The sequence below is a fragment of the Staphylococcus sp. HMSC071G07 genome (genome assembly GCF_001811435.1).
Lineage (GTDB): Bacteria > Bacillota > Bacilli > Staphylococcales > Staphylococcaceae > Staphylococcus > Staphylococcus pettenkoferi.
The window spans coordinates 50,533-75,800 of the sequence record NZ_KV804756.1 but is presented as its reverse complement, the minus strand read 5'-3'; the positions used below and the strand labels follow the sequence as shown (position 1 = coordinate 75,800).

The 25,268-nt window shown below is 39.7% G+C and carries 27 protein-coding genes; 15 read left to right on the top strand and 12 right to left on the bottom strand.

Translation table 11 applies throughout. The annotated features are described in order from the left end of the window. Positions 1 to 177: 177 nt before the first annotated feature. From HMPREF2802_RS02745 to HMPREF2802_RS02735, 3 genes are all read left to right on the top strand, one after another. A complete protein-coding gene (locus tag HMPREF2802_RS02745) occupies positions 178 to 408 on the top strand; it encodes a hypothetical protein (protein ID WP_002471329.1) in 231 nt (76 codons plus the stop codon). A 27-nt stretch (positions 409 to 435) separates the two neighbouring features. Next, the gene (locus HMPREF2802_RS02740) at positions 436 to 1,212 is read left to right on the top strand and encodes an N-acetylglucosaminidase (protein ID WP_070502676.1); all 777 of its coding nucleotides are present in this window, start codon (positions 436 to 438) and stop codon (positions 1,210 to 1,212) included. Between the two features lie 124 nt (positions 1,213 to 1,336). Next, on the top strand, positions 1,337 to 2,461 hold the full coding sequence (locus tag HMPREF2802_RS02735) for an FAD-dependent monooxygenase (RefSeq protein WP_002471373.1): 1,125 nt from the start codon (positions 1,337 to 1,339) through the stop codon (positions 2,459 to 2,461). A 71-nt stretch (positions 2,462 to 2,532) separates the two neighbouring features. On the opposite strand, the gene HMPREF2802_RS02730 is transcribed toward HMPREF2802_RS02735, so the two are convergent. The 6 genes from HMPREF2802_RS02730 to HMPREF2802_RS02705 form a co-directional block, all read right to left on the bottom strand. Next, positions 2,533 to 3,492 carry a 2-hydroxyacid dehydrogenase family protein gene (locus HMPREF2802_RS02730; RefSeq protein WP_070502675.1) on the bottom strand — a complete coding sequence of 320 codons (960 nt, stop codon included), beginning with the start codon at positions 3,490 to 3,492 and terminating at the stop codon, positions 2,533 to 2,535. 286 nt (positions 3,493 to 3,778) lie between these two features. Beyond that, positions 3,779 to 4,093 carry a DMT family transporter gene (locus tag HMPREF2802_RS02725; RefSeq protein WP_070502674.1) on the bottom strand — a complete coding sequence of 105 codons (315 nt, stop codon included), beginning with the start codon at positions 4,091 to 4,093 and terminating at the stop codon, positions 3,779 to 3,781. After that, positions 4,093 to 4,413, bottom strand: a complete 321-nt coding sequence (locus HMPREF2802_RS02720; protein ID WP_002471344.1) for a DMT family transporter — start codon at positions 4,411 to 4,413, stop codon at positions 4,093 to 4,095. Before HMPREF2802_RS02720 ends, HMPREF2802_RS02725 begins: the two co-directional genes overlap by 1 nt. A 144-nt stretch (positions 4,414 to 4,557) precedes the next feature. After that, positions 4,558 to 5,115 carry a DUF4870 domain-containing protein gene (locus HMPREF2802_RS02715; RefSeq protein WP_070502673.1) on the bottom strand — a complete coding sequence of 186 codons (558 nt, stop codon included), beginning with the start codon at positions 5,113 to 5,115 and terminating at the stop codon, positions 4,558 to 4,560. A 36-nt stretch (positions 5,116 to 5,151) separates the two neighbouring features. Next, entirely contained in the window at positions 5,152 to 5,463 is a 312-nt protein-coding gene (locus HMPREF2802_RS12445; RefSeq protein WP_070502672.1) for a magnetosome magnetite crystal formation protein family, read from the bottom strand. Then, entirely contained in the window at positions 5,463 to 5,726 is a 264-nt protein-coding gene (locus HMPREF2802_RS02705) for a hypothetical protein (protein WP_070502671.1), read from the bottom strand. Before HMPREF2802_RS02705 ends, HMPREF2802_RS12445 begins: the two co-directional genes overlap by 1 nt. Positions 5,727 to 5,960: 234 nt before the next feature. Between HMPREF2802_RS02705 and HMPREF2802_RS02700 the strand changes: the two genes are divergently transcribed. Then, entirely contained in the window at positions 5,961 to 7,031 is a 1,071-nt protein-coding gene (locus HMPREF2802_RS02700) for an NAD/NADP octopine/nopaline dehydrogenase family protein (protein ID WP_049407578.1), read from the top strand. Between the two features lie 21 nt (positions 7,032 to 7,052). Continuing rightward, complete coding sequence (gene nhaC / locus HMPREF2802_RS02695; RefSeq protein WP_070502670.1) at positions 7,053 to 8,471, top strand: Na+/H+ antiporter NhaC; 1,419 nt, start codon at positions 7,053 to 7,055, stop codon at positions 8,469 to 8,471. 660 nt (positions 8,472 to 9,131) lie between these two features. Here the strand turns inward: nhaC and HMPREF2802_RS02690 are convergent. Next, positions 9,132 to 9,902: a CHAP domain-containing protein gene (locus HMPREF2802_RS02690; protein ID WP_070502669.1), complete on the bottom strand. Its 771-nt coding sequence runs from the start codon at positions 9,900 to 9,902 to the stop codon at positions 9,132 to 9,134. Positions 9,903 to 10,414: 512 nt separating this feature from the next. Between HMPREF2802_RS02690 and HMPREF2802_RS02685 the strand changes: the two genes are divergently transcribed. The 3 genes from HMPREF2802_RS02685 to HMPREF2802_RS02675 all read left to right on the top strand — a co-directional run bounded on the left by HMPREF2802_RS02685 (position 10,415) and on the right by HMPREF2802_RS02675 (position 12,998). Next, positions 10,415 to 11,467 carry an LLM class flavin-dependent oxidoreductase gene (locus HMPREF2802_RS02685; RefSeq protein ID WP_070502668.1) on the top strand — a complete coding sequence of 351 codons (1,053 nt, stop codon included), beginning with the start codon at positions 10,415 to 10,417 and terminating at the stop codon, positions 11,465 to 11,467. 17 nt (positions 11,468 to 11,484) lie between these two features. Further along, positions 11,485 to 11,847 (top strand): DoxX family protein, encoded by a 363-nt coding sequence (locus HMPREF2802_RS02680; protein WP_002471336.1) that lies wholly within the window; start codon positions 11,485 to 11,487, stop codon positions 11,845 to 11,847. An 800-nt stretch (positions 11,848 to 12,647) separates the two neighbouring features. Then, the gene (locus HMPREF2802_RS02675; RefSeq protein ID WP_049407589.1) at positions 12,648 to 12,998 is read left to right on the top strand and encodes a transcriptional regulator, SarA/Rot family; all 351 of its coding nucleotides are present in this window, start codon (positions 12,648 to 12,650) and stop codon (positions 12,996 to 12,998) included. A gap of 113 nt (positions 12,999 to 13,111) precedes the next feature. Here HMPREF2802_RS02675 and HMPREF2802_RS02670 read toward each other — a convergent pair whose 3' ends face one another. Genes HMPREF2802_RS02670 through HMPREF2802_RS02655 form a run of 4 tightly spaced genes read right to left on the bottom strand, consistent with a single transcriptional unit; the run spans position 13,112 to position 16,106 of the window. After that, a complete protein-coding gene (locus HMPREF2802_RS02670; RefSeq protein ID WP_070502667.1) occupies positions 13,112 to 13,807 on the bottom strand; it encodes an amino acid ABC transporter permease in 696 nt (231 codons plus the stop codon). 12 nt (positions 13,808 to 13,819) lie between these two features. Further along, complete coding sequence (locus HMPREF2802_RS02665; RefSeq protein WP_002471246.1) at positions 13,820 to 14,500, bottom strand: amino acid ABC transporter permease; 681 nt, start codon at positions 14,498 to 14,500, stop codon at positions 13,820 to 13,822. Further along, positions 14,500 to 15,360 (bottom strand): amino acid ABC transporter substrate-binding protein, encoded by an 861-nt coding sequence (locus tag HMPREF2802_RS02660; protein ID WP_070502666.1) that lies wholly within the window; start codon positions 15,358 to 15,360, stop codon positions 14,500 to 14,502. The genes HMPREF2802_RS02665 and HMPREF2802_RS02660 overlap by 1 nt, the downstream gene beginning before the upstream one ends. Then, positions 15,360 to 16,106, bottom strand: a complete 747-nt coding sequence (locus HMPREF2802_RS02655) for an amino acid ABC transporter ATP-binding protein (RefSeq protein WP_070502665.1) — start codon at positions 16,104 to 16,106, stop codon at positions 15,360 to 15,362. Before HMPREF2802_RS02655 ends, HMPREF2802_RS02660 begins: the two co-directional genes overlap by 1 nt. Positions 16,107 to 16,253: 147 nt before the next feature. Between HMPREF2802_RS02655 and HMPREF2802_RS02650 the strand changes: the two genes are divergently transcribed. The 4 genes from HMPREF2802_RS02650 (at position 16,254) to HMPREF2802_RS02635 (ending at position 20,243) form a co-directional block, all read left to right on the top strand. Next, the gene (locus HMPREF2802_RS02650) at positions 16,254 to 17,402 is read left to right on the top strand and encodes an acyl-CoA dehydrogenase family protein (protein ID WP_070502664.1); all 1,149 of its coding nucleotides are present in this window, start codon (positions 16,254 to 16,256) and stop codon (positions 17,400 to 17,402) included. A 428-nt stretch (positions 17,403 to 17,830) separates the two neighbouring features. Then, positions 17,831 to 18,742, top strand: a complete 912-nt coding sequence (locus tag HMPREF2802_RS02645) for an ABC transporter substrate-binding protein (RefSeq protein WP_070502663.1) — start codon at positions 17,831 to 17,833, stop codon at positions 18,740 to 18,742. A 161-nt stretch (positions 18,743 to 18,903) separates the two neighbouring features. Continuing rightward, positions 18,904 to 19,458: a biotin transporter BioY gene (locus tag HMPREF2802_RS02640; RefSeq protein ID WP_070502662.1), complete on the top strand. Its 555-nt coding sequence runs from the start codon at positions 18,904 to 18,906 to the stop codon at positions 19,456 to 19,458. A 20-nt stretch (positions 19,459 to 19,478) separates the two neighbouring features. Next, complete coding sequence (locus tag HMPREF2802_RS02635; protein WP_070502661.1) at positions 19,479 to 20,243, top strand: GNAT family N-acetyltransferase; 765 nt, start codon at positions 19,479 to 19,481, stop codon at positions 20,241 to 20,243. A 189-nt stretch (positions 20,244 to 20,432) separates the two neighbouring features. Here the strand turns inward: HMPREF2802_RS02635 and fdhD are convergent, their stop codons facing one another. After that, entirely contained in the window at positions 20,433 to 21,230 is a 798-nt protein-coding gene (fdhD, locus tag HMPREF2802_RS02630; RefSeq protein WP_070502660.1) for a formate dehydrogenase accessory sulfurtransferase FdhD, read from the bottom strand. Positions 21,231 to 21,481: 251 nt separating this feature from the next. On the opposite strand from fdhD, the gene HMPREF2802_RS02625 reads away from it, so the two are divergent. The 3 genes from HMPREF2802_RS02625 (at position 21,482) to galT (ending at position 25,243) form a co-directional block, all read left to right on the top strand. Further along, positions 21,482 to 22,642 (top strand): galactokinase, encoded by a 1,161-nt coding sequence (locus tag HMPREF2802_RS02625; RefSeq protein ID WP_070502659.1) that lies wholly within the window; start codon positions 21,482 to 21,484, stop codon positions 22,640 to 22,642. A 100-nt stretch (positions 22,643 to 22,742) separates the two neighbouring features. Beyond that, the gene (gene galE / locus HMPREF2802_RS02620; RefSeq protein WP_070502658.1) at positions 22,743 to 23,750 is read left to right on the top strand and encodes a UDP-glucose 4-epimerase GalE; all 1,008 of its coding nucleotides are present in this window, start codon (positions 22,743 to 22,745) and stop codon (positions 23,748 to 23,750) included. Beyond that, positions 23,750 to 25,243 (top strand): UDP-glucose--hexose-1-phosphate uridylyltransferase, encoded by a 1,494-nt coding sequence (galT, locus tag HMPREF2802_RS02615; protein ID WP_070502657.1) that lies wholly within the window; start codon positions 23,750 to 23,752, stop codon positions 25,241 to 25,243. Before galE ends, galT begins: the two co-directional genes overlap by 1 nt. Positions 25,244 to 25,268: the final 25 nt, after the last annotated feature.

Sequence of the window (25,268 nt, the reverse complement as noted above, 5' to 3'; positions counted from 1 at the left end):
TATTTAGTAGAAAGCTGTCGGCAGGGACCATCTTGTCGATAGCTTTTCTATATGTCGACGTTGGACAAGTCTTTTACTACAGTGAGGAATAAACGTCGTCGTGAGGTTAGGAGATATGGTACAATTTGAGTAATATAATCAATGTAGAAATGGGAGGGAAGACCTATCAATCCACAAATGATGAAAGTACTGTCGATTATTTCTAATATCTTTCTCGTTATCGGCATCATCTTACTCGTCATGAAGAATCTCGTTATGGCCATCACGATGTTCGTCGTCTCATTGGCGATTAGTTTAGTGATGTTTAATGTCTTCTTTAGACATCGTACAGGTATGAAGGTCGTCATCAATATTTCATTTGCGATTGTGTTGATTGCGATTATGGTCGCATTCTTCGTACTGAAATAGAGTAAGGGAAGAGGAGCGCGAGTTAATATGGAATGGATAAAGAAACGAGCTACACTTCTCGTTGCCGCAGGGTTACTCGTCATCTTTGCGATACTGTTCGTAATCTATGATACATCGTTGTTTGAGCACCGTAAGACGCATACCTTTGACGAAGCGGTAGAGAAGCAGACAAGTGACGGTGTGATTAATACGAAAGAGAAAGACGGTCGCTTCGTGAATGCATCTAAGAAAGATGTTGAAGAAGCGATGGCCGTAGATAGTCAGCATCATAATCTAAAGCACATGGATATCTCTGAGAAGGTGCTTCTGAGTAAAAGTGAAGTTAATCGTCTACTGAAAGGTAAAGGTGTTCTAGAGGGGGAAGGTCAAGCCTTCTTAGATGCGCAAGATAAATACGAAGTCAACGCACTTTATTTAGTGAGTCACGCGTTGGTGGAAACAGGTAACGGGCAATCTGAACTTGCACATGGACTTAAGTCAGGCCATAAACGTTACTATAATTTCTTCGGTATCGGTGCTTTCGATGCGAATGCGTTAAAGCATGGTAATAGTTATGCGAAGAAAGAGAAGTGGACTTCCCCACGTAAAGCGATTATTGGTGGTGCACGTTTCGTTCGCTACAATTACTTTAAACATCATCAAATGTCTCTCTATCAGATGCGTTGGAACCCTCAGAATCCTGGTACAAATCAGTATGCCAGTGATATTGGTTGGGATGATAACATTGCTCAGTTGATGGCGAGATATTATGATAAATATGGGATAAAGAAAGATCATATTCATAAAGATTACTATAAAAAGTAATAAGTGATATAGCAGAGAGGGCGTTGCTACAGCAGATAGTGAATCGAAATAGCTTTGCCCTCTCTAATTGTGCGAGCGATTGTGATAGAATGTGAGTGAACATATTAATTGAGGTGTTTGGAATATGAAAATTGGTATTGTTGGCGCCGGTATCGGTGGCCTCACTGCAGCAGCACTGTTTCATGAACAAGGACATGAGGTTAAAGTATTTGAGAAAGAGCCTGAAATCAAAGAGCTAGGTGCCGGTATCGGTATAGGTGACAATGTCTTAGATAAATTAGGCAATCATGATTTAGCTAAAGGGATTAAAAATGCGGGACAAATTATTAAACAAATGGCGATTTACGATGAAGCACAACATCCACTTTCTACAGTAGAGTTGAAAAAGAATAGCGTCAATCTCACATTAAAGCGACAAACACTTATCGATGTGATTGCTTCATACGTACCAGATCACGCTATATATACAAATCACCGTGTTACTAAAATGGAGAATAGCGATATGAAAGTGACGCTTCATTTTGCGAATCAAGAACCAGAAACGTTCGATTTATGCATTGGTGCAGATGGAATTCATTCCATCATTCGTGAGACAGTCGCACCGAAAGCGAAACTGAACTACCAAGGTTATACTGTGTTCCGCGGCATGGTTGAAGATGTTCAACTTGAGGATACGCATATTGCACGCGAATATTGGGGTACAAAAGGGCGCGTAGGCATCGTTCCTCTCCTAAATAACCAAGCATATTGGTTCATTTCGATCAATGCGAAAGAGCGCGACGTGGCGTTGAGTGCTTATGGAAAGCCACATTTACAAGCGCGTTTTAACCATTATCCAGATGAAGTACGCCAAGTGTTAGATAAACAAAGTGAAACTGGCATCTTACAACACGATATGTACGATTTGAAACCGTTGAACGATTTCGTCTATCAACGTACGATCTTGCTCGGTGACGCAGCACACGCGACGACGCCTAATATGGGACAGGGTGCAGGTCAAGCGATGGAAGATGCGATCGTGTTAACGAACTGCTTTAAACACTATGACTTTAATGAGAGCTTAAAGCGGTATAACAAGTTGCGCGTGGGTCATACTGCGAAAGTAATTAAGCGTTCTAGAAAGATTGGTAAACTCGCGCAGCATACCAATCCGTTCGTGGTAGCCGTGCGTAACTTTATCGCGAAGTTGTTACCAAATTCCTATGGTGCACGTCAGACGAAGTTCTTGTATAAAAGTAAAGCGAAATAAAGATACAAAAAGACAGGTAAGGAATTTGCGCCTTACCTGTCTTTTATCATTTCAATAGCGTTTGAAATCAATTATTTATTTACTACGTATTTCGGTTCTTCACCATTCATCTTACTAATCGCATCGTTAGCAACGATTCGTGCCATCATATCACGTGCTTCGAATGTCGCGTTACCGATATGCGGTGTAATGACCACGTTATCAAGTGATTTAAGTTCGTCATTGATTTCTGGTTCGAATTCGAACACGTCTAGTGCAGCACCTTCGATTTCTTTCGCTTTTAATGCATCTACTAATGCTTGTTCGTTAACGATAGGACCACGTGCTGCGTTAATGAGGTAACTTGTAGATTTCATTTTCTTGAATTGTTCTGTATCGAAACTATGGTGTAATTCTGGTTTGTAAGCTGTATTGATTGTCACGAAATCAGATTTTTCGATGAGCGTATCAAAGTCTACATATTTCGCACCAATTTCACGTTCTTTTTCAGGTTTTTGATGTGGACCAGTGTAAAGAATATTCATATCGAATGCTTTCGCACGTTTGGCAACAGCACCACCGATTTCACCTAAACCTACAATACCAATTGTCTTACCTGAAACTTCACGTCCTCGGAAGAATAGGGGTGCCCAACCGTCGAAACCTTTCGTACGGCATAATTGGTCACCTTCAACAATACGACGTGCTGAAGCTAGAACAAGTGCGAATGTTAATTCAGCAGTTGCAGCCGTAGATGCTTTCGGCGTATTGGTAACGTCGATATCTTTTTCACGTGCATAATCTACATCAACGTTGTTAAAGCCGGCACCATAGTTAGTGATAATCTTCAAGTTACTACCTGCATCAATGACTTCTTTATCTACATTGGTAGACAATAAACTGATTAAGATATCAGCGTCTTTCACGCCTTCTTTCAACGTCTCTTTATCAATGATACCTTCTCCATCGTAAACATCGACCTCATACCCTTGGTCTTGGAGAAGATCTAAGCCTTCTTGAGGAATGGCTCCTGCGATATATACTTTTACCATTATAATCACTTCCTTTACCGTTAAGTATACCGAAACCCTGTTGATTAAACAAATAAATCTATATTGTTTCACAGCGTTTTTGGTTTAGAAATATATTTTGTAGCGTAATTATAGTAATGCATTTAGTTGGTAGTCATAGTTCAACGCGTGTGATGCAGGGTTGATTTTCTTATGCATTTTAACTTTAGCTCATTTTAAAATGACTCTAGCGGATGTTTACACTACTGACTTTTACCATGAGTAGATGAAAAGTCTAAAAAATAAGCCTTCTACTATATATTTATCATTAATTAATGAGCTTTAAACCTATAACCGCTACAATGATTAAAGCAATAAAGGAAATGCGTTTCGCGCTGCGTGATTCGTTATAAAAGAGCATACCGATAATCGCACCGCCACATGTACCGATACCTGTCCAAATCGCATAAGCTGTACCCATTGGGATATCATACATCGCTAACTTGAGTATGAGGAAACTACAGATGAAGGCCAGACCTAATAAGATGATTAAAGATTGTTTCTTAGTGCGGTTGATTTCGTTGAGAATAACCACACCGATAATCTCGAACACACCAGCAATCATTAAATAAATCCAAGCCATTATGATTCCTCCTGTTCTGTCGTCATTTGAAGACCTAATATGCCGACGATGAGTAAGATGAGAAGGACGACCTTACTGAAACTTAAGGTATCGCCATGAATAAAAATGTCGACTAGTACTGTACCAATTGCGCCCATACCCACAAAGACGGTATAAGCAGTACCGACAGGCAAGTGTTTACTTGCTGAAAGTATAAGATAGAAACTTAACGCAATTAAGATGAGCGTTACAATCCACGTTGGTATATTATGTGCATGATTCATACTAGTGACCCACATGATTTCGATGAGACCAGCTAGAAAGACTTTTAACCATTGCATCTTAATTACCTCCTTCTTCCAACTTTGCTATTTTCTCAAATTCCTATGCAAACTGCAATTTAACCCTTTTGGATAAAATGAAAAACTCAATCTTGAGCGTTTGAATGTAGCGAAACGCGTAAAAGATTGAGTGAATTAAGAAGTTTAGTTCTTATATTTAAAAAATTTAAAGAGTAAAGGGAACTTTGGAACTATACCTTGAAGGGTCATTATTATACCAGCAATAGTCATTCCAAATATGATAAGTAAACAAAAGGGAAGAACAAAGAACAAGAACAGTATGCCTATCAATATACTAAGCAAGTTTGCATCAGCATGATAATTTCTATTAAGTATCACCATAACTGCAAATATCGATAAAATCATTATGGTTAACCAAAATAAAAAAGAAAAACCGAAATTAAATGCAGCTTTACCCACTTCATTAATAAAGGTTGACCGCTTTCGTATAACGAACCAAATTACAATCGCTATGATATAAGGTAAGGCTATCCATATTATAAATATAGCTATTATTACCCAATCGCCAAGGTTATTTAGTTGAGGTAATATATAATTCATGTTAACCAAGCCGAAGAAATCAAGAGGGACTAAGAGAGTAGGCAGATAAAATATTAGAGCTATGAACTTCTCGCTTTTAGTAGGACGTTGAACTGAAAACTCAAATTCTTCTTGTTGTTTGTTATTTTGAACTTTTGCCATAGACGCTCTCCTCTCTGTGTTTTTGAATTTCAAATATTATCTCAGTATTTTAAAAGACATAGGCACTTGAAATACCTTTCCAAAACCAGCCATGACTGCACCGATAAGTGAAAATATCAAAAATAAAAACACGAAAAACAACATAAAAACTGGCGCAGAGAATATGATAAAAAGGATACTCGGCTCTAATTCTTGAGTATCGATTACTTTACCAACGGCTAAAAATGCTAGCCCTAAAGCTAAAATAATAATTAAGTTCCAGAGAACCATAGAGATACAGAAATTAAAGTAAGCCTTACCAATTTGATTGACGAACGTAGAATGCTTTCGAATAAAGAGCCAACTCACTAAAGAAATTCCAAAAGCGACAAAAAACTAACGATAATGCTGATGAAAAAATCTTTGTACATATCTAAAGATGTGTCTACATAAGTCATTTTATTATAAAGCTTCATCACAATATAGCCGAAGACAAGAATTGATAAGTAAAGGTCTACTCCTATGAGTAGTTCTTTAATATCAGGTTGCATTTGAGGTTTTTGAGTCTTGCTTTGACCAGGCTTGCTCCGATCAGTCTCGTTCTGAAGCGAAGTTTCTTGTTGTTCTGTCATTGTTGCCATCCTTTCTGTTGTAGTAACTATAACTATACCAAAAGACTCTGAATTTATGTATAACTATTTAGAAAGTTAAATGTTGTGAAAGCACTTACGTTGAGGTGAACTTGTTGTTAGAATACCCCATATGTTTAACAACATCAGATAGGTGGTTTAATCTTCAAGTCAGAAAGGTAAATACCTATAGTGAAATATTTTATTGCCATATATAAAGAAAGAAGGGAATAATACATGAAGATTGCAATTGTAGGTTCTGGTAACGGGGCAGTGACTGCTGCACTCGATATGTACACGAAAGGACATCAAGTGAGACTCTACTGTCGAAATCAATCGCTACATAAATTTGATAAAGCCTTTGAAGAGGGTGGCTTTACCTTTAATAACGAAGGAGACGAACAGTTTGTAGAGTTCACTGATATTAGTGATGACATGGAATACGTACTTGAAGGAGCTGAAGTTGTTCAAGTGATTATTCCTTCATCATTTATTGAACATTATGCTTATACGATGGCACCGTTTGTCACAAACGAGCAGCTGATCTTCTTTAATATGGCTGCAGCTATGGGTTCAATCCGTTTTATCAACGTGCTTGAAGATATGCATATTGATACGATGCCAAAGTTTGCTGAAGCGAACACGCTCACGTATGGTACACGCGTGAACTTTGACAAAGCGCTCGTAGATCTCTCATTAAATGTGCGCAAAGTTCATTTTTCAACATACGATAAGGATTACTTAAGCGATAGTTTTGATAAAATTGAAACAATTTATCCTTACATCGTGAAAGAAGAAAGTCTCATGAAGACAAATCTTGAGAATGGTAACCCTGAAGTGCATCCAGGGCCAACACTACTTAATGTTGGACGTATCGATTACGCAGATGAATTTAGATTGTATGAAGAAGGGATTACGAAACATACTGTACGTTTGCTTCATGCAGTAGAGCTTGAACGTCTCTCACTCGGACGTAAACTCGGGTTCGAATTGTCTACAGCGAAAGAAGCACGTATCGAACGTGGTTACCTTGAACGACAATATGAAGATGAACCATTGAATCGTTTGTTTAACACGAGTCCGGTCTTCTCACATATTCCGGGCCCAAATAAAGTAAAGAATCGTTATCTGACTGAAGATATCGCATATGGCCTCGTTCTGTGGTCTAGTTTAGGACGTGAAATAGGGGTGTCTACGCCTAATATAGATGCGATTATCGTCATTGCTTCAACGATTCTAGAACGGGATTTCTTTGAAGAAGGACTAACAGTAGAAGAACTTGGACTAGAGAAGCTTGGCTTAGACTAATTCAATACGAGGGGGATGTGTATGAAGCGACAACCAACGTTACTCGAAGCATTATCCACGATCATCGTCATGGTGATCATTGTCATCGTAGGATTCGTTGTGTTTGAAATACCAATACAAGCATTATTGATATTATCATCTGCATACGCAGTATTTATCGCGAAACGCGTAGGATTGAATTGGAAAGATTTAGAAGAAGGGATTACGAAGCGGTTAGCTACGGCGATGCCAGCGATCTTCATCATTCTATCTGTGGGAATTATTGTTGGTAGTTGGATGTATTCAGGTACAGTGCCTGCTTTAATCTATTACGGGCTAGAATTTTTAAATCCTAACTACTTTCTCATCTCCGCCTTCGTCATTTGTGCAGTAACGTCCGTGGCGACAGGTACCGCATGGGGCTCAGCTTCCACTGGCGGTATTGCCCTGATGGCGATTGCTCATCAACTCGGTATACATGAAGGTATGGCAGCTGGCGCGATTATTGCCGGTGCGGTCTTTGGGGATAAAATGTCTCCGCTTTCAGATACGACGAACTTAGCCGCTTTAGTGACGAAAGTTAATATCTTCGCACACATTAAAGCGATGGTATGGACGACAGTCCCTGCATCTATCGTAGGACTTATCGTGTGGTTCTTTGCTGGCCGTCAATTCGGTGGAAGTGCGAGATCGAAACAGATTAACGAAATGCTACATGAACTGAGTACCATTTATCACATCAACTTCTTTACTTGGGTACCGGTCATCGTTATTATTGCTTGCTTATTACTTAAATTTGATACCGTTCCAGCGATGCTCATTTCAAGCTTGAGCGCAATCATCATCGGTTGGGCGAACAATGGCTTTAATATTGTCGATGGTTTCAAAGCGACATTTGATGGTTTTACCAAAGGTATGGTAAGCAGTAACGACCACGTATCAGGCAAGGTAGCGACCTTGATTGAGCAGGGTGGCATGATGAGTATGACTGAAATCATCGTTACCATCTTCTGTGGTTACGCTTTCGCAGGTATCGTGGAACGTTCGGGCTGTCTCGATGTGATTCTGCACAAGATTTCTAGCAACATTCACTCTGTCGGTCAGCTCATCCTAGCGACCGTCATTGGCGGTTTGATGATGGTGCTTGCAGCAGGTGTGGCTTCCGTCGTGATCATCATGGTCGGCGTCTTAATGATGGATATGTATAATAAAATGAATCTTGACCGTACGAACCTATCACGTACACTAGAGGATTCTGGTACGATGATTATTCCATTGATACCGTGGGGCACATCCGGAATTTATTATACTAAGCAATTGGGTGTGTCATTCGACCAATTCTTCATTTGGACAGTACCATGTTACCTCTGTATCGCCTTCGCATTAATTTACGGCTTTACAGGTATAGGTATTAAAAAAGTGAAACAACAAGACAAGGCTTCACAAGGTTCTGAAGCATAAACGTATGAAATTAAAATAAGGGATTGAGGTAAATGTGAGGGCATTTCACTTCAATCCTTTTTTATAGAATATGGACAAATTTCAAAATTGAAATTGTGGTAATTAACGGTATGAGTGACTGGTGTGTAGGTTATATAAAAAATTAAATAGATTTGCAGTATTTAAGTTTAAAATAGTAGTAAGAGGATAAAGTATAGTAGAGACGTTGAGATGACGATACATAGTAATATAAGTAGTGGTATTACTATAACGGAGAGCGAGTCATCTCGCGTCATGTAGATAATAATTAAATATCCTTCTATTATCTATTTGGAGACAGTTTTGTATTGTGTTTTTGTAGCGATTTTGCAATGCAAAACTGTTTTTTGTATAGGATCATTTATTGAATTTCATAGTGCTTTGATTACGAAGATGGCTAGATTTCAATGCAGCGTGGCCTTGCGCAGTAGTTGTCTGAATTCGAGATGGCTATCGCTGTCTCGAACTCTAGTCAACTTTCGGAGGAAAAACTACGAAATCATAGATTTCTGTGTTTCTCCCAGGCAAGCGAGAAACAATGCATTGAAAACATTTTTTATATCTAGAAATATTTGAGTGAAAATATAAAAAAGCTTTAACCAACACTGAAGTATTGGCTAAAGCTTAAATAAAATGTCTCTATTAGTGAATGAAGTTGTAGCTTGCTGCTTGGCTAGCTGAGATTGTACGTGAAGTAACAACACCAGGACCGTGACCATAGTTCATTTCAGATACACGGATTGAACCGTTGCTGTTCACGCATTCAACGTATGCTACGTGACCGTAAGCACCTGCTGAAGATTGCATGATTGCACCTGCTGATGGGCGGTTGTTTACAGTGTAACCTGAAGCTGCTGCTGCGTTAGCCCAGTTGTTCGCGTTACCCCAAGTTGAACCGATCTTACCACCTACACGATCAAACACGTAGTATGTACATTGACCAGCAGTGTAGTAGTTTGCAGATGAACCAGAAGTACGTACGATAGAGTTAGCAGAACTTGAAGGTGCTGCTGTAGTTGTTACATGTACGTTGTGGCTAGAAGTTGAAGTTGTTGGTGCTGCACCACGTCCGCCAGTTTGGTAGCTTGTGTAAGATGGCGCACTGTAGTTGCTGTAATGACCATAGTTTGAATTATTGTTAGCAGTATAGCCTGAATAGTTATTGTTAGCGTAACCGTAGTTAGCAAAGTTTCCGTAAGATTGTTGACCTTCTACTTGATTTGGATTCCAATTACCTTTCCAAGTGTAGTGGTAGTTGCCTTGTGCATCTATCCAATATGTGTACTCGTAAGATGTTGGGTCGTTAGGATTATATCCTCCTTGATGATCCTCGGCAGCATGCGCATCGTTATGTGCGAATGCAAATGTAGCAATTCCTGCAGTAGCGATTGTAGCTGTAGAGATTTTTTTCATTGTAAAAATATCCTCCTAATATTCCAATAAGTATTGTTATATAAAGTTGAACTACCATCTTCGTCTTGAAAAGATCGAGAACCCAGACGATAAATTCATTTGTACTTAGTTGCAAAGTGAAAGTTTTTTGACGCGTTCTACTCTACCAGAAAATATTGCGTTTGTGTGGTTTGTTAACGATTTGTAATTTAGCTCTAACAATTTATTTTTAAAGACAATGTCAATTCATTAATATTTTTATCTAATGAAATGCGATAGCTAAAGCACTTATGAGACTTCTCTTTCAAGCAAGGAATTTCGAAATATTACAGATTTGTAATAAAACTGAATATTTATATTGCAGGACACTGAGTGGCGGAGTAGACATTATAGAGTGGAAGTTCATTGATATGTAAGAAGGCATAATTTAAAAAATGATCTCATGCTGAGCTTTCAATATTGACTTTAGAAAGAGAAAGCTTTATATTTACAGTATAAAAGTTATACCGAGTATAAAAATGGAAGTGATAAATATGAAAATAGAGCTAGGGTTAACTTCCTTTGCTGACAATACAGCAATACAAACAGAAGAGGGCCCTCAACCAGCCATTAGTAAAGCTGAGCGTATTCGTAATATAGTAGAAGAAATTGAAACAGCAGACCAATATGGGTTGGATATTTATGGATTAGGCGAGCATCATCGTCAAGATTACGCTGTTTCAGATCCAGTTTCAGTACTTGCGGCTGCAGCAAGAACGACAGAACATATCAAACTTTCAAGTGCAGTGACAGTATTGTCGTCGGATGATCCCGTGCGTGTTTATCAGCGATTTGCCACGCTTGATGCACTGTCAAATGGTCGGGCAGAAATCATGGTTGGACGTGGTTCGTTTATCGAATCTTTCCCATTATTTGGTTATCAACTCAATGATTATGAGGCGCTTTTTGAGGAAAAGTTAGAGCTTTTACTACGCATCAATCAACATGAAATCGTGCATTGGGAAGGACGATTAACACCTTCGATTGACGGCAGAGCAGTATACCCTCGAGCCGAACAAACATCACTTCCGATTTGGATTGCGACAGGTGGTACGCCAGAATCATCATTACGAGCAGGTGCGCTCGGTTTACCTATTACGTATGCTATAATTGGTGGTGATCCTAAACGCTTTGCTCGTAACGTTGAAATGTACCGTGCGATGGCTCGATCTAACGGTCACAATCCTAATGAACTATCAGTGGCAACACATTCGTGGGGATATGTAGCCGAAACAGATGAAGAGGCAGAGCGTGAGTTCTATCACGCCGTTAAAGTTAGCCATGATCAACTTGCGAAAGAACGAGGATGGCCTGCGTACGACTTAAATGCTTATCATCGCGAAATGGGACCACATGGTGCACTTTATGTAGGAAGTCCTGAAACTGTAGCTAAGAAGATTATTGAAACAGTAGAAACACTAGAACTTTCACGCTTTATGTTGCACACACCCGTAGGTTCGATACCACATGAACGCACGCTACGAAGTATTAAACTTTTCGCTAAACGGGTAAAGCCTATAGTAGATAAATATTTTGAGGATAAATAGTAAGGAGAGTATGTAGAATGATTTTACGTTATTTAACAAACTTAAAGGTAGCTAAAGAATTATTTAACGCTTCACAACCTAAATTGAAAGGTGACCAAGGCATGAAAGATACATTTGAGAATGTATTTGGTTTACCTTCTAAAATGGTACCTATCATCGGTGCAGCTGAAGCAATCAGTTCAGTATTATTCGTATTCAGTTTCGCAAGCAAGAAGATTTCACGTTTAGCTTCACTTATCACTTTAGGTGTGCTCGGTGGCGCTATCTTCAAACACTTCCAAGCAGGTCACGGTAAAGAAGGCGCGAAACATGCGATGGACGTGAGCGGACTAGCTGCATTAAGCTTCTTAGATACTTTAAATTGCAAGAAAGATAAATAAGAGAACACTGAGTTTTGTGTAAAAATAAGGACGTAATAACGTCTTAAATGTGAGCTCGTAGGTGAATGATTAACGTTCATCTGCGGGCTTTTTAAGTGCTTTATTAAGGTCACGTTCAATTAATTCATAACGCTTGTTGCAAGCTATAAATAGATTGTCACTGCGCTTAATAGTCGCACTACCTCTTTTTCACTCGTATTGCGATAGTTCTTTAATCTACTCAATTTGTTCTAATAGTTAATGCAATTATTCCCTCTCACATTCGTTCTCTTTATTAATGAAGATGATACTTATCAAGTTCTAAACAGAAATTGTCTATCTTTACTTTTAAGAAATGATTAGATTTAAAATTCAATATTATACGAATTACAGTACTTTTGGTTGATTCGTTTTCAATGCTAACTCGAGACGCTTGAGGGAACATGGCTGCAATAAAAATCCATTTCTGGAGCGCGGAAAGCGACAGAAATTAGTTGAATGTGATCCTACACAGTAGAGATCTGGATTCATAAGAGGTTCAACTCTTATGAATCCTAGCTCTCTTTATGGGGGAAACACTACGAAATCAAAGATTTCTGTGTTTCTCCCAAGCAAGCGAGAGTTAAAGCATTGAAAATGAGTTTTTTTGTTAATTGCTAATTGTCGATTTTTTACTTAGTAGAACAACACTGACAATTTAACTAGTAAAAATTTCTGATAAGAAGAAATTTTGAGAATTTAACGTTTCAGATATTGAATTATTTTCATTACAGTTTATAATTAAATTAAAGCAACGAGACTAGACTAGCAGGAGGATGCACATGATTAAGACTGAAGAATATACCTTGGATGAGCTCATTCATATCACACCGACAATTAAAGATTTCTACCGTAGAGTTAAGAAAGAACGCCAACTCACTTACGAAGAAATCAGCGTCTTATACTACGTTGCACAAAGTGATGAGAATACCATCCCAGTTCGCCACATTGCACAACGATCATTCTTGAAACCGTACTTTTTAAGTAAAGCGGTTCAAAAGCTTAAAGATAAAGGTTATTTGGATAAAAAGAGAAGTCAAATAGATCAACGTCAAATATATATTGAAGTGACAGACGAACAACGCATCATGATTCAATCGTTGCTTACAGATTTACAATATTTCATAGATTGATTGTTCTAAGTCAGAAGAAAAGTGTCTCATTCGTCACACTGTAACGCTCCCTCAAAGTGAGTGGAGGAGTTGCAACGTGATATGAGACACTTTTTATCTATATCATACAAAGTTTATGAAGATGGCTTTAAGTAACGAACGGTACGGTGTTGCAATCGACTAAAGATGAGCTCGAGCACGATAGCTAATAACCAATAGAAGACCGCGGCTACTGAATATACAGGAATAAAGCGATAGCCTTCGTTAGCGATAACGTGACTGACTGACATGATCTCAGTCACTTGTACTGCAAAGGCTAACGATGTCCCTTTAATGAGCATAATAAATTGATTCTCAATATTCGGTAACGCATAGCCGAATGCTTGTGGTAAGACGATACGACGATACGTATCAAATTTCGACAATCCGATGGTCTTTGCCGCTTCAATCTGACTATATTCAACAGACTGCAAGCCACCTTTCATGCTCTCTGAAAGATAAGCGATAGCATGTAGCGAGAAACCGATACATGCGATAGTTAGAGGCGATAAAGCATCGGGATTAAAGTGTGTGTGTAATTGATCATTAAAAAAGATTAATAGAGCTGGTAAACCATAATACAAGACGAATAATTGCACGATTAACGGCGTGCTTCGAATAAATGAATTGTAAACAACGATAAGTTGAGACAATACAGGAATCTTGGCTAAACGTATCATCGCTAAGATGGTACCTACCACGAGTCCAATAATCATGGCGACGATAGAAATGATTATCGTGTTAGGTACACCTTTCAGCACTTCCCATATCGTATGCAGTATAAATGACATGCTGGAACCTCCTTAAGCTTGATAAGGTTTTTGTGCTTTTTTATCAACAAGCGCCAAAGTACCTTGAATAATTAGTGCGATTATCCAATAAATAATTGAAATAACAACATAAACTTGTAGCATACCTAAACCGTAGTTGTTACCGATAATGAGTTGAACTTGACCCATCATGTCAACGAGTCCAATAGTAAAGGCTAAAGATGTATCTTTTACCAGTTCAATGATTTGTGTCGTCAAGTTCGGTAAGCTATTGCGCAATGCTTGTGGAATAATAATATGCGTTAATATATGGCGATAGGAAAGGCCTACTGTGAGACCTGCTTCAATTTGCGCATAATCCACTGATAAGTAACCCGCACGCATCACTTCTGATAAGTAAGCACCTGTGTGTAAAGTAAATGCTAAGATGACGAAGAAGAGACGACTAAAATGGTTGATATCAATATGTATTAACATCAACACTTGCGGTAAGGCGAAGTAAACTAGGAATAATTGCAATAGTAAGGGTGTACTACGAATAAAGGATTGATATACGCGTACAATCGGTGACAATATCGGTGTGCGTTGAATACGAATGATAGCAAGCACCAGTCCTAAGATGATTGCACAGATGAGCGCAATGACAATCATTAATAGCGTTAACGGAAGCGCTTGTAATACCTGTTGGAATAAATCTGGCCAATCTGTCTTCATTAACGGTCAACCTCCAATCGATCTTTATGTTTATTCAATTGATCAATATCTTCAAAGACGTTGATATCGAAATATTTCTTAGACAAGTCTTGAAGTTTGCCTTCTTCTTTCAATTCTTTGGTAGCTTTATCAATATCGTCATGCAACTTTTTATTCTTCTTGTTATAAACGACATGTAACGGTTCGCGTTTGACGATACCACCAATTTTAGTTTTCGTATGAATTTGTTCTTGAATCGCTTTATACGTATTCCAGTTGATAATCATAGCATCACGACGATTCTGACTTAACATTTTCAAGTTATCGCCATTAGAAGGCTCTTGAATCTTATCTATCGAAATCTTAGGGTCATGTGTCTTGTTATATTGAGTTAAGATAGAATACAAACCACCACTTGGTGCCATAGGTGTTAGACGTTTACCTGGTAAATCGCTTAATTCATGAATATCGTTATTATGTTCATTGACGGCAAGCATAGGTAAGGCGTAACTATAAGGTTCATCTTGATACAGAAATTGTTTCTCACGTTCTGGAGTTTTGAAGAACCAGTTCACTGCCATATCAAATTTACCTGCACCTAAACCGACGAGATTGGATTCTTCTTCACCCAATTCGTATTTAAATTTGTATTGTGGTAATTTCTTCTCTAACATTTTCATGTAATCCATATCTAAACCGACGAAATCATTATTTTTATTAGTATAAAGATAGGGTGGGTTCACCTCTGCAGATAAAGCAACTTTCACTTCACGAGGATGTTTGGCCGTCGCTTTCTGAGAAGTAGAGGATGTACCGCAGCCAGTGACTACAACCATGATTGCAAGAAGCACGAGTAGATAAGTGACTGATTTCAAACGCATCACTCTTTCACCTCAGTTCCAACTTTATTGAGGAAGCGGCTCACACGTTCAGAATCTGGATGATCTAATACTTCTGAAGGTGTACCGCGATGAAGGATTTGCCCTTCGTCCATAAAGAGAATTTGATCTGCAATTGCCTTCGCAAATTGAATTTCGTGTGTAACGAGTACCATCGTCATGCCTTCTTGTGCAATCGATTTGATGAGATTTAAGATACTTTGAATCGATTCGGGGTCAAGTGCTGAAGTCGGTTCATCAAGCAGCAAGACTTCAGGGTTCAGTGCGAGTGCGCGAACGATACCGACACGTTGACTTTGTCCACCTGAAAGTTGCGCAGGGTATTTATCTTGATGCTCAAGCATGCCTACGCGTTGGAGATAGTCACGTGCGATGTCGCGCGCTTCTTTCTTCGATTTCTTCTGACCATACACCAATCCCTCGGTAATATTGTCGATAATCGTTTTATTTTTAAAAAGATTGTAGTTCTGAAAGACCATGGCAGAGGATTGACGCAATCTCAAGATGTCTTTCTTCGTATGTTGAGCGGTATCGAAACGTTGATCGTTGATTTGAATTACGCCTGACTTTGGCATCGTCAAAGCATTCAACGTTCTAAGTAATGTTGTCTTACCCGATCCGCTTGGCCCGATAATCGCAGTGACAGTCCCAGTGTCCTGCGTGAAACTTACGTTATCGAGTATACGTTTGTCGCTATAATAATGGATGATATTCTCTACTGATATCATGGAAGTCCCTCCTCAAGTTCATTAAGGTTAAATTACCACAATAATTCTTATCGGTAAAGTAGGGATTAGACAATGCTGCTACTTTTATTCGGTAAAGCTGAGTGTTAAACTAAGAATGAAGTTATTAACAACGAGGTGAACCAAGGAATGAAATCGGGATTAATTCAATCTGATATCCAACGTAAATGGTTGGCGAAATTAGAAAGCGTGAAAGACGAATTTCAATCACATTCGGAATACAATGACTTACACTCTCGTTTTCCGTATGAGAATATTGACTGGCTTGTGAAAGAAGGTTACACATTATTAACATTGCCGAAAGAATATGGCGGTGAAGGTTGTACGGTTGAAGATATGGTCGTGCTACAGTCCTATCTTGGAAGTATTGATGGTGCGACAGCTTTATCTATCGGATGGCACTTGAGCGTCGTAGGTCAATTATTTGAACAAGAAATGTGGGAACAATCTATGCTTGACCGCTTTGCCGAACAAGTGAAGCAAGGCGCTTTAGTCAATCGTGCGGTGAGTGAAGCGGAAACAGGCAGTCCTACACGTGGCGGACGTCCAGGTACGCATGCAGTTGAGAATGAAAAAGGCTATCTATTGAATGGTGTGAAGACCTTTACATCTATGAGTAAAGGATTAACGCATTATATCGTGAGTGCCTATTCTGAAAGCGACCAAGACGTTGGTTTCTTCTTAGTAGAAAGAGATATGCCGGGTGTCGAAATCGCAGACAACTGGAATATGGTAGGTATGAGAGCGACGGAGAGCCACGACCTCGTACTTAACGACGTGCAAATACCGAAAGAGAACTTTGTCGAGGTTCGCGGTGCAAGAGGTAAGAAACCGAATGGCTGGATCTTACACATACCAAGTACGTATTTAGGCATCGCACAAGCCGCACGTGATTACGCTGTAGACTTTGCGAAAGAATACAGTCCCAATAGTATTGAAGGTACCATTGGCGATTTGACTACGGTTCAACAGAATTTAGGTAAAATGGAATCACTATTAATATCTGCACGTCATTTCTTATGGAGCACTGCGCGTATGTATCACGAAGATGTTGAGGACGCGCTGCTTTGGAATGAAACTTCAGCAAGCAAAGTGCTCGTTATGAATCAAGGTATAGAAGTGATTGACTTAGCGATGCGAATCGTTGGTGCGAAGAGTCTTGAAATGGAACGTCCATTACAACGCTATTATCGCGATATGCGTGCAGGTCTTCACAATCCACCGATGGAAGATATGGCTTATACGAATATTGCGAAGTCAATTTTAGGTCGAATTTAGTTGAATATTATTAGGTCTATAGTAGACCGTTTGAGATAATGCGAAGGCGCTTCCTATCTGTACGAGGGTAGGGAGGGCTTTTTTTAGTATTTATCTTATTTCTGAAAAGAGTTTAATCCTAAAAGATGACGTATTAAAAGAGGTAAAAGGTGAAACGTTATGATAAGGGGAGTTATTCATAAATATAGATAGTGTAGTAGCTGATTTATTTGAGTTGATTTCTCTTTGTTAAAAATTAAAGTAATGATCGGAGATTTCTGTCTCAATAAAGTATTGACATTGAAAACAGGTGGGTTATAAGCCTTGCTAAGAATTTAATCATTTTACTCGAAAAAAATGAACAATCGCTTCAAAAAAGTATTGCAGAAATGTGCGGGACGAAATATAATATCAATAATGATAATCATTTTCAACGAAGGAGAAAAGATATGAAGAAATTATTAATACCGATCATCGCGTTAATGCTAGTCTTAGCAGCTTGTGGCAATAAATCAGACGACGGTTCAGGCAAAACAGGCAAAGCAGAAACGAAATCATATACACTTGATAGTGGTAAAAAGATCGACATTCCTAAAGATCCTCAAAAAATCGCAGTTGTCGCACCTACATACGCTGGTGGTTTGAAATACTTAGGAGCTAACATCGTAGCTGTGAACAAACAAGTCGATCAAAGCAAATTATTGAAAGACAAGTTCAAAGGCGTAACGAAAATTGGAGATAACGACGTTGAAAAAGTGACAAAAGCGAAACCAGACTTAATCATCGTTTACTCAACAGATAAAAACATCAAAAAATACGAAAAAATCGCGCCAACGATCGTCTTCGATTACGGTAAACATAAATACCTTGAGCAACAACGTGAATTGGCTAAAATCGTAGGCAAAGAAGATCAAGAGAAAAAATGGGAAAAAGAATGGAAATCTCAAACTGAAAAAGATGGTAAAGAAATCAAAGATAAAATTGGTGCAGACAAAACTGTTTCAATCTTTGACGAGTTCGACAAAAAACTTTACACTTACGGACCAAACTGGGGTCGTGGTGGAGAAGTCCTTTACCAAGCATTCGGATTGAAAATGCCAACTGAATTAGAAAAAGCAGTGAAAAAAGAAGGCTGGACTGAAGTAAAACAAGAGAAAATCTCTGACTTCGCTGGCGACTACATCGTGTCTACAAGTGAAGGTAAAGCAGCGCCAGGATATGAAAAAACAAATATCTGGAACAACTTATCAGCTGTTAAAGACAACCACGTGATTAAAGTTCAAGCTGAAACTTATTGGTACAACGATCCGTATACACTTGATTACATGCGCAAAGATTTAAAAGAGAAATTCTTAAAATAATAAATTGAGTATGAAAATGATGTTATCAGTAGCTGAAATGTGCAGAAAGTGGTAAGCACGCTCGCATTTCAGCTTTTTCTTGGAAGTATTGTAAACTAGATATTTTTACAGGTTTACAATTGTGCTATAATACCAGTATTGAGATTGAGGAGGAACTACATATGTCTACGAAATTTTTAGTTTATACAGCATTGATGACTGCTGTTATAGCTGTATTAGGGATGGTGCCACCCATTCCACTAGCCTTTATTCCTGTACCGATTGTGTTACAGAATTTAGGTATCTTCTTAGCCGCTGTACTACTGGGACGTAAATACGGCACGCTTAGCGTTATCGTCTTCTTACTACTCGTAGCAGCTGGCATGCCACTGTTATCAGGAGGACGTGGCGGTATTGGTGTGTTTCAAGGACCATCCGTTGGTTTCTTGATTATGTACCCAGTCTGCGCGTACCTTATTGGTTTTATCCGTGATATGTTCTTAACGCGTATCAATTTCTTGGTGTTATTGATTACCATCCTCCTATTTGGTGTTGTATTATTGGACTTAGTAGGAGCGATTGTGATGGGTATCATTACTCACATTCCTGTAGGCAAAGCGATTTATCTATCACTGACATTTATGCCAGGGGACATAATTAAAGCGATACTCGCTGCTTTAATCGGTAACATACTACTCAACCATAGTCGTTTCCAACAACTCATTAAACGTCAATGATATGAGGAGACGTGAGCGATATGACGACGATTACGATGCGTGACATCTTTAACGATGGGACGATTGTTGATCAAGATGCGCGTAGAACGATTTATTTAACGCCTAGTACGCCGCATACATTTTATAAAAATACTTGGGTCTATCATGAAATGCCTGACCTTGATACATGGAAGAGGGATCGAGATGATCAGCAGCGCATGCACCAACGGCAAGGCTCGTCACATCTCAGCTTTAGCTTTCCTGAAAATTGTGAGCTCGATGCTACATGGAAAGATGTATTGCAGAAAGAAGGGTTTCAGCTCGGAATTCTGGAACTTTATGCAGTCGAACCTGATACGTTTCTAGAACTTAATCCTTCTCAAAAGAAGGTTCAATTGATGCAAGTGGATAAAACAACGCTGGAAGATTATATCGATGTTTATCGTGAATTCTTAGTACCGTTTGGTCACGAATTTACTGAAGAAAGTATTCGAGAGCTAAGAGAGAATTACGAAGAAGAGCCGCCCTCTCGGTTTGTGGCGTATGTCGAGCAGCAACCCCTCGGCATTGTGGATTTAATCTTCACTCCTTCCACTGTGGAATTAGATGGTTTCGGAGTGCTTGAGTCTCACCAACGTCAAGGGATAGGCCGCGCCATCCAACGAGAAATTGCACGTTTAGCAGAGGGGCGCACGATGATACTCGTCGCAGATGGTGAGGACACAGCGAAAGATATGTATGTGAAACAAGGCTACGTCTTTCTAAGCTACATGTATCAAGCTTTGAAAGAATCAATGGATGAATAAGAAATTGAATAGAGTAAAAATAAGCAGCTCGAAGATGGATGATTAGCATCTACGGGCTGCTTAATTTATTGAGGATTGGGAAGGTAACCGAATGAGGCGATGAACGAGAGTGCGCGGTGAGCTTTCTCGAATTCTAGCGCTTCTCACGAGAAAAAAGTCGAAATCTACAAGGTTCCCTCATACTCTCAATCACGTTTCTGGTATTTCAATACGTTCGGGATGACTATACACATTAAAGTTGCCATCACGAATAAAGCCGACTGCAGTGATATTGAGATCTTGGGCTAACTGTACTGCTAGAGTGGTCGGTGCCGATTTAGACAGGATCACACCTACACCAATTTTAGCTGCTTTAATTAGAATTTCAGACGATATACGTCCGCTAAAGATTAATACTTTATCACGTACGGGAATATGTTGTTGGAGGCAATAACCATATAATTTGTCTAAGGCATTGTGTCTACCGATGTCTTGGCGATGTTCAAAGAAATCATTCCCATCACTAATCGCCGCATTGTGCAAGCCACCCGTTTGTTTGAAGACTTCACTGGCACTTTGCAAGTTATCCATCATCGTAAGAATTTGTTCAGGGTGCAGGCGAATGTGAGACATTGATGTTTTCGCGACGGCTGCGTCATTTTGAAAGTAGAATTCACGACTTTTACCACAGCAGGAAGCCACCATGCGCTTGGTAGAATATTGGAAACGGTCACTTAAAGGCTTATTCAATTGGACATGTGCGAACCCTTTACTATCGTCGAGCTCAACAGAGTCCACCTCAGCTAACTTATAAATCGCGCCTTCTGAAGCTAAGAAACCAATCGTTAACTCTTTAAGATGATTCGGACTACATATTACCGTTGCAAATTCTTCGTTGTTAACCATGATCGTCAATGGAAATTCTGTGGCATAACTATCTTTGGTTTCATAAAGCTTGCCAGATTGATAGCGCACGATCTTCTGGTTATTGAGTACATCTTTGTCCATAGTAACCCCCCATTTACACTTAACGTCTATTGTATACTATTCAGTTCATGAATTGAAATATCTACGTTATTACGGTGTATAACTTGAATGATTTTTCCACCTACATAGGTAAAATGTAAGAGAGATGATTTATTTCGTTAAGACAATGGAGTAAACTAAAGATAAGTAAAGAAAAAGTGGACTTTGTTGCGGATGGAATAACTCGTCGTAGAAATTTCCTCGACAACAAAGACTGACGAAGGTGTGAGACGATGATTAATCAATTAACAGCACAATTTAAAGAACGATACGACACTCAGCCAGAAGCGCGTGCTTTCGCGCCAGGACGTATTAATTTAATCGGAGAACATACTGATTACAATGGGGGTTACGTCTTTCCAGCAGCAATTGCTTTGGGTACGTATGGTGTGGCAAGCAAACGTCAAGATAAAGAGGTACATTTATATTCCAATAATTTCGAATCAGTAGGAGAACTTGTCTTCTCACTTGATGATTTGAGCTTCAATGCTGATCATGATTGGGGTAACTATGTCAAAGGAATGATTGCCTATTTAATTGAGGATTATCCTGATATCAATACAGGGATGAACATACTGATTGAAGGTAATATTCCGAATGGTGCCAGCTTGTCATCTTCAGCTTCACTAGAGATGTTAAGTGGTTGGTTAGTGAAATCACTTTTTGACTTATCTGTGGACCGTTTACAGTTAATCCACCTAGGTCAACGCGTAGAGAACCACTTTATCGGCGTGAACTCAGGTATTATGGATCAGTTTATCGTAGGGATGGGCGCGAAAGATCATGCCTTACTTCTCGATACTGCGACGTTAGAATATCACGAAGTTCCAGCACAATTTGGCGATTACGTCATTTCAATTATGAATACCAATAAACGTAGATCGTTGACCGAATCCAAATACAATGAACGTCGTGCTGAATGTGAAACGGCGCTAGAAGAACTCCAACAACATTTAGATATCCAATCACTCGGTGAATTAAGTGTCGATACGTTTGAAGCGAATGCGCACTACATTACTAATGAGACAAATCGACGTCGTGCACGTCATGCTGTGACTGAGAACCAACGTACTAAGGATGCATACCAAGCGTTGCAACACGATGATTTCGCCGCGTTTGGTCAGTTACTTAACGCTTCTCATCAGTCCCTCAAAGGAGATTACGAGGTGACAGGTCAGGAACTCGATACGTTGGCAGAAACAGCGCAACAAGTTGACGGCGTTTTAGGTGCACGCATGACAGGAGCCGGTTTTGCAGGTTGTGCTATCGCGCTCGTTCATAAAGATAGTATTGAACAGCTTGAAAGTGACGTGACTGCAGCTTATGTCGAGCGTATCGGTTACGAGCCGTCATTCTACCATGTCTCAATTGGTGATGGTGTTAAAAGTCTTTAAAGTATAGGTTGGAAATCGCACATTTTCTAGAGATTGTGTTAAATGACTTTTATCTAAAAAAGTGAACTATAATAGCTAGAGAAAGAAAGGAAGTATAACTATGTCAGTACTCGTCTTAGGTGGCGCAGGATATATTGGAAGTCACGCAGTTGCTCAACTCATCGACGCAAATTACGATGTCGTTGTCGTAGATAATTTAGTAAAAGGGCATCCTGAAGCAGTACATTCCCAAGCGAAATTCTACGAAGGGGATATTCGTGATAAAGCATTTCTCAATCGCGTCTTCGAACAAGAAGATGTAGAGGGAGTCTTTCATTTCTGTGCGTTCTCGCTCGTGGGAGAGTCAGTAGAAATTCCGCTACAGTACTTTAATAACAATGTCTATGGTTTGCAAGTCTTACTCGAAGTGATGAAAGACCATGATGTGAACCATATCGTCTTCTCATCTACCGCTGCAGTATACGGTGAACCAGATACTGTCCCAATTCATGAGACAGATACACAAGCACCAACGAATCCGTATGGTGAAAGTAAATTGATGATGGAGAAAATGATGAAATGGTGTCACGAAGCTTATGGTGTGAACTATACGGCGTTACGTTATTTTAACGTGGCAGGCGCGCATGTTGAAGGTTCAATTGGTGAAGATCATCATCCAGAAACACATCTCATTCCTATCGTGTTAGAAGTTGCGTTAGGTCAAAGGGATGCTCTGACGATCTTCGGCGATGACTATGATACAGAAGACGGTTCTTGTATTCGTGACTACTTACATGTTGTCGATCTAATTGATGCACACATTTTAGCATATCAATACTTACGCAACGGTGGAGAATCAGGCGCATTTAACCTCGGAAGTAGTCAAGGTTATTCCGTGTTTGAAATTCTCGAAGCAGCGCGTAAAGTGACAGGTAAAGAGATTCCTGCACAAGTCGGACCGAGACGTGCTGGCGATCCAAGTAAGTTAGTCGCTGCAAGTGATAAGGCGAAATCAATGTTAGGGTGGCAACCGCAACATGACGATATCCACGAGATTATTCGTTCAGCATGGAACTGGCACAGCCAACATCCACATGGCTATCAAGATCAATCGGAGCGTGAATCATAGTGTTACTTAATCAAACGTTAGTCAATCATTATATTGATTATATTATTCAATATAATGAATACGAAGAACTCGATAGGCTATATCTTCAGAATCAGTTATTACGATTACTACAAGCTGCAGATGTGACGGCTGAAGGTGAGCGAGATGATGCACAGTGGGAACCAAACGACTATGTTCAGCATTGGATTAATGAGGCAGTCGCTGAAGGTCAAATTGAAGATACTTTGGCGGCAAGAGAAATTCTCGAAGCGCAACTACTCGATTTGATTACGCCACGCCCGTCACTCGTCAATCGTACGTTTCATGATAAGTTAGCAGAAGATCCTAAAGCGGCTACAGATTACTTCTACGCATTGTCGAAGCGTAGCCACTACGTTAAAGAAGATGCGATTCGTAAAAATATTGCATATACGAGTCCAACTCCTTATGGACCGATAGAAGTGACGATTAATTTGTCAAAACCAGAAAAGAGTGCGAAAGACATCGCGTTGGCGAAACAAGCGATGGTAACGTCGTATCCGAAATGTGCGCTCTGTATAGAGAATGAGGGTTACTTAGGTTCCGCAACACAAGCGGCGAGAACGAACCATCGTGTTGTAAGAATGAATTTAGACGGTGCGACTTGGGGCTTTCAATATTCACCGTATGCGTACTTTAGAGAACATAGTATTGTACTCTCAGAAACACATACGCCGATGATGATGAATCGTCAAACGTTTCGCAATCTCTTTGCGTTTATTGACCAGTTGCCTCATTACTTTATCGGTTCGAATGCTGATATTCCATTGGTAGGCGGATCTATTTTATCTCACAATCATTATCAAGCAGGGCGACATACGTTTCCGATGGATCATGCTGAAGAGCGCCAGCCTTTTACTATGCAAGGGCATCCTAACGTTTCTTGCAGTAAACTGTTCTGGCCAATGAGTGTTATTCGTCTGCGTGGCAAGTCGTCGAATGAGGTCATCGAAGCGGCGACGCACATTCTTGATGAGTGGAATGCATACTCAGATGAAGCGGTAAGTATTCGTGCGTATAGCGCTTCAGGCGAACGCCACCATACAGTGACACCGATTGCACGTTATCGCAATGGGCAGTATGAGATGGACGTTGTCTTGCGTGATAATCAAACTTCTGAACGTTATCCAGACGGCATCTTCCACCCACATCCGGATGTGCAACATATTAAGAAAGAGAATATCGGGCTCATCGAAGTGATGGGGACGGCCATTCTTCCAGCGAGATTGAAAGAAGAACTGCAAGTCGTGAAACGCTATTTGTTAGGCGATACTTCAGCACAGCAAGACTTAGGTGTTCATGAAGCATGGGCACGTGACATGGCTCAGCATTATGATATTAGTGAGGCGAATGTAGATGAGATTATTCGCGATGAGGTAGGGCGTAAATTTACGCGTGTGTTAGAAGACGCTGGTGTGTTTAAAAATACGGAAGAAGGACAAGCAGCATTTCAACGTTTTATCGATCAATTATAGGTAGAGTGAGTAGCGCTCCTCACGT

What these genes read in the sequence shown, in the direction of transcription:
- HMPREF2802_RS02740 (WP_070502676.1), top strand. Translation starts at nt 436, where the DNA reads ATGGAATGGATAAAGAAACGAGCTACACTTCTCGTTGCCGCAGGGTTA.
- HMPREF2802_RS02720 (WP_002471344.1), bottom strand. Translation starts at nt 4,413, where the DNA reads ATGCAATGGTTAAAAGTCTTTCTAGCTGGTCTCATCGAAATCATGTGG.
- galE (WP_070502658.1), top strand. Translation starts at nt 22,743, where the DNA reads ATGTCAGTACTCGTCTTAGGTGGCGCAGGATATATTGGAAGTCACGCA.
- HMPREF2802_RS02680 (WP_002471336.1), top strand. Translation starts at nt 11,485, where the DNA reads ATGATTTTACGTTATTTAACAAACTTAAAGGTAGCTAAAGAATTATTT.
- HMPREF2802_RS02650 (WP_070502664.1), top strand. Translation starts at nt 16,254, where the DNA reads ATGAAATCGGGATTAATTCAATCTGATATCCAACGTAAATGGTTGGCG.
- nhaC (WP_070502670.1), top strand. Translation starts at nt 7,053, where the DNA reads ATGAAGCGACAACCAACGTTACTCGAAGCATTATCCACGATCATCGTC.
- HMPREF2802_RS02730 (WP_070502675.1), bottom strand. Translation starts at nt 3,492, where the DNA reads ATGGTAAAAGTATATATCGCAGGAGCCATTCCTCAAGAAGGCTTAGAT.
- HMPREF2802_RS02685 (WP_070502668.1), top strand. Translation starts at nt 10,415, where the DNA reads ATGAAAATAGAGCTAGGGTTAACTTCCTTTGCTGACAATACAGCAATA.
- HMPREF2802_RS02715 (WP_070502673.1), bottom strand. Translation starts at nt 5,115, where the DNA reads ATGGCAAAAGTTCAAAATAACAAACAACAAGAAGAATTTGAGTTTTCA.
- HMPREF2802_RS02745 (WP_002471329.1), top strand. Translation starts at nt 178, where the DNA reads ATGATGAAAGTACTGTCGATTATTTCTAATATCTTTCTCGTTATCGGC.
- HMPREF2802_RS02665 (WP_002471246.1), bottom strand. Translation starts at nt 14,500, where the DNA reads ATGAAGACAGATTGGCCAGATTTATTCCAACAGGTATTACAAGCGCTT.
- HMPREF2802_RS02735 (WP_002471373.1), top strand. Translation starts at nt 1,337, where the DNA reads ATGAAAATTGGTATTGTTGGCGCCGGTATCGGTGGCCTCACTGCAGCA.
- HMPREF2802_RS02725 (WP_070502674.1), bottom strand. Translation starts at nt 4,093, where the DNA reads ATGGCTTGGATTTATTTAATGATTGCTGGTGTGTTCGAGATTATCGGT.
- HMPREF2802_RS02645 (WP_070502663.1), top strand. Translation starts at nt 17,831, where the DNA reads ATGAAGAAATTATTAATACCGATCATCGCGTTAATGCTAGTCTTAGCA.
- fdhD (WP_070502660.1), bottom strand. Translation starts at nt 21,230, where the DNA reads ATGGACAAAGATGTACTCAATAACCAGAAGATCGTGCGCTATCAATCT.
- HMPREF2802_RS02675 (WP_049407589.1), top strand. Translation starts at nt 12,648, where the DNA reads ATGATTAAGACTGAAGAATATACCTTGGATGAGCTCATTCATATCACA.
- HMPREF2802_RS02700 (WP_049407578.1), top strand. Translation starts at nt 5,961, where the DNA reads ATGAAGATTGCAATTGTAGGTTCTGGTAACGGGGCAGTGACTGCTGCA.
- HMPREF2802_RS02635 (WP_070502661.1), top strand. Translation starts at nt 19,479, where the DNA reads ATGACGACGATTACGATGCGTGACATCTTTAACGATGGGACGATTGTT.
- HMPREF2802_RS02705 (WP_070502671.1), bottom strand. Translation starts at nt 5,726, where the DNA reads ATGACAGAACAACAAGAAACTTCGCTTCAGAACGAGACTGATCGGAGC.
- HMPREF2802_RS02625 (WP_070502659.1), top strand. Translation starts at nt 21,482, where the DNA reads ATGATTAATCAATTAACAGCACAATTTAAAGAACGATACGACACTCAG.
- HMPREF2802_RS02670 (WP_070502667.1), bottom strand. Translation starts at nt 13,807, where the DNA reads ATGTCATTTATACTGCATACGATATGGGAAGTGCTGAAAGGTGTACCT.
- HMPREF2802_RS02690 (WP_070502669.1), bottom strand. Translation starts at nt 9,902, where the DNA reads ATGAAAAAAATCTCTACAGCTACAATCGCTACTGCAGGAATTGCTACA.
- HMPREF2802_RS02660 (WP_070502666.1), bottom strand. Translation starts at nt 15,360, where the DNA reads ATGCGTTTGAAATCAGTCACTTATCTACTCGTGCTTCTTGCAATCATG.
- HMPREF2802_RS02655 (WP_070502665.1), bottom strand. Translation starts at nt 16,106, where the DNA reads ATGATATCAGTAGAGAATATCATCCATTATTATAGCGACAAACGTATA.
- HMPREF2802_RS02640 (WP_070502662.1), top strand. Translation starts at nt 18,904, where the DNA reads ATGTCTACGAAATTTTTAGTTTATACAGCATTGATGACTGCTGTTATA.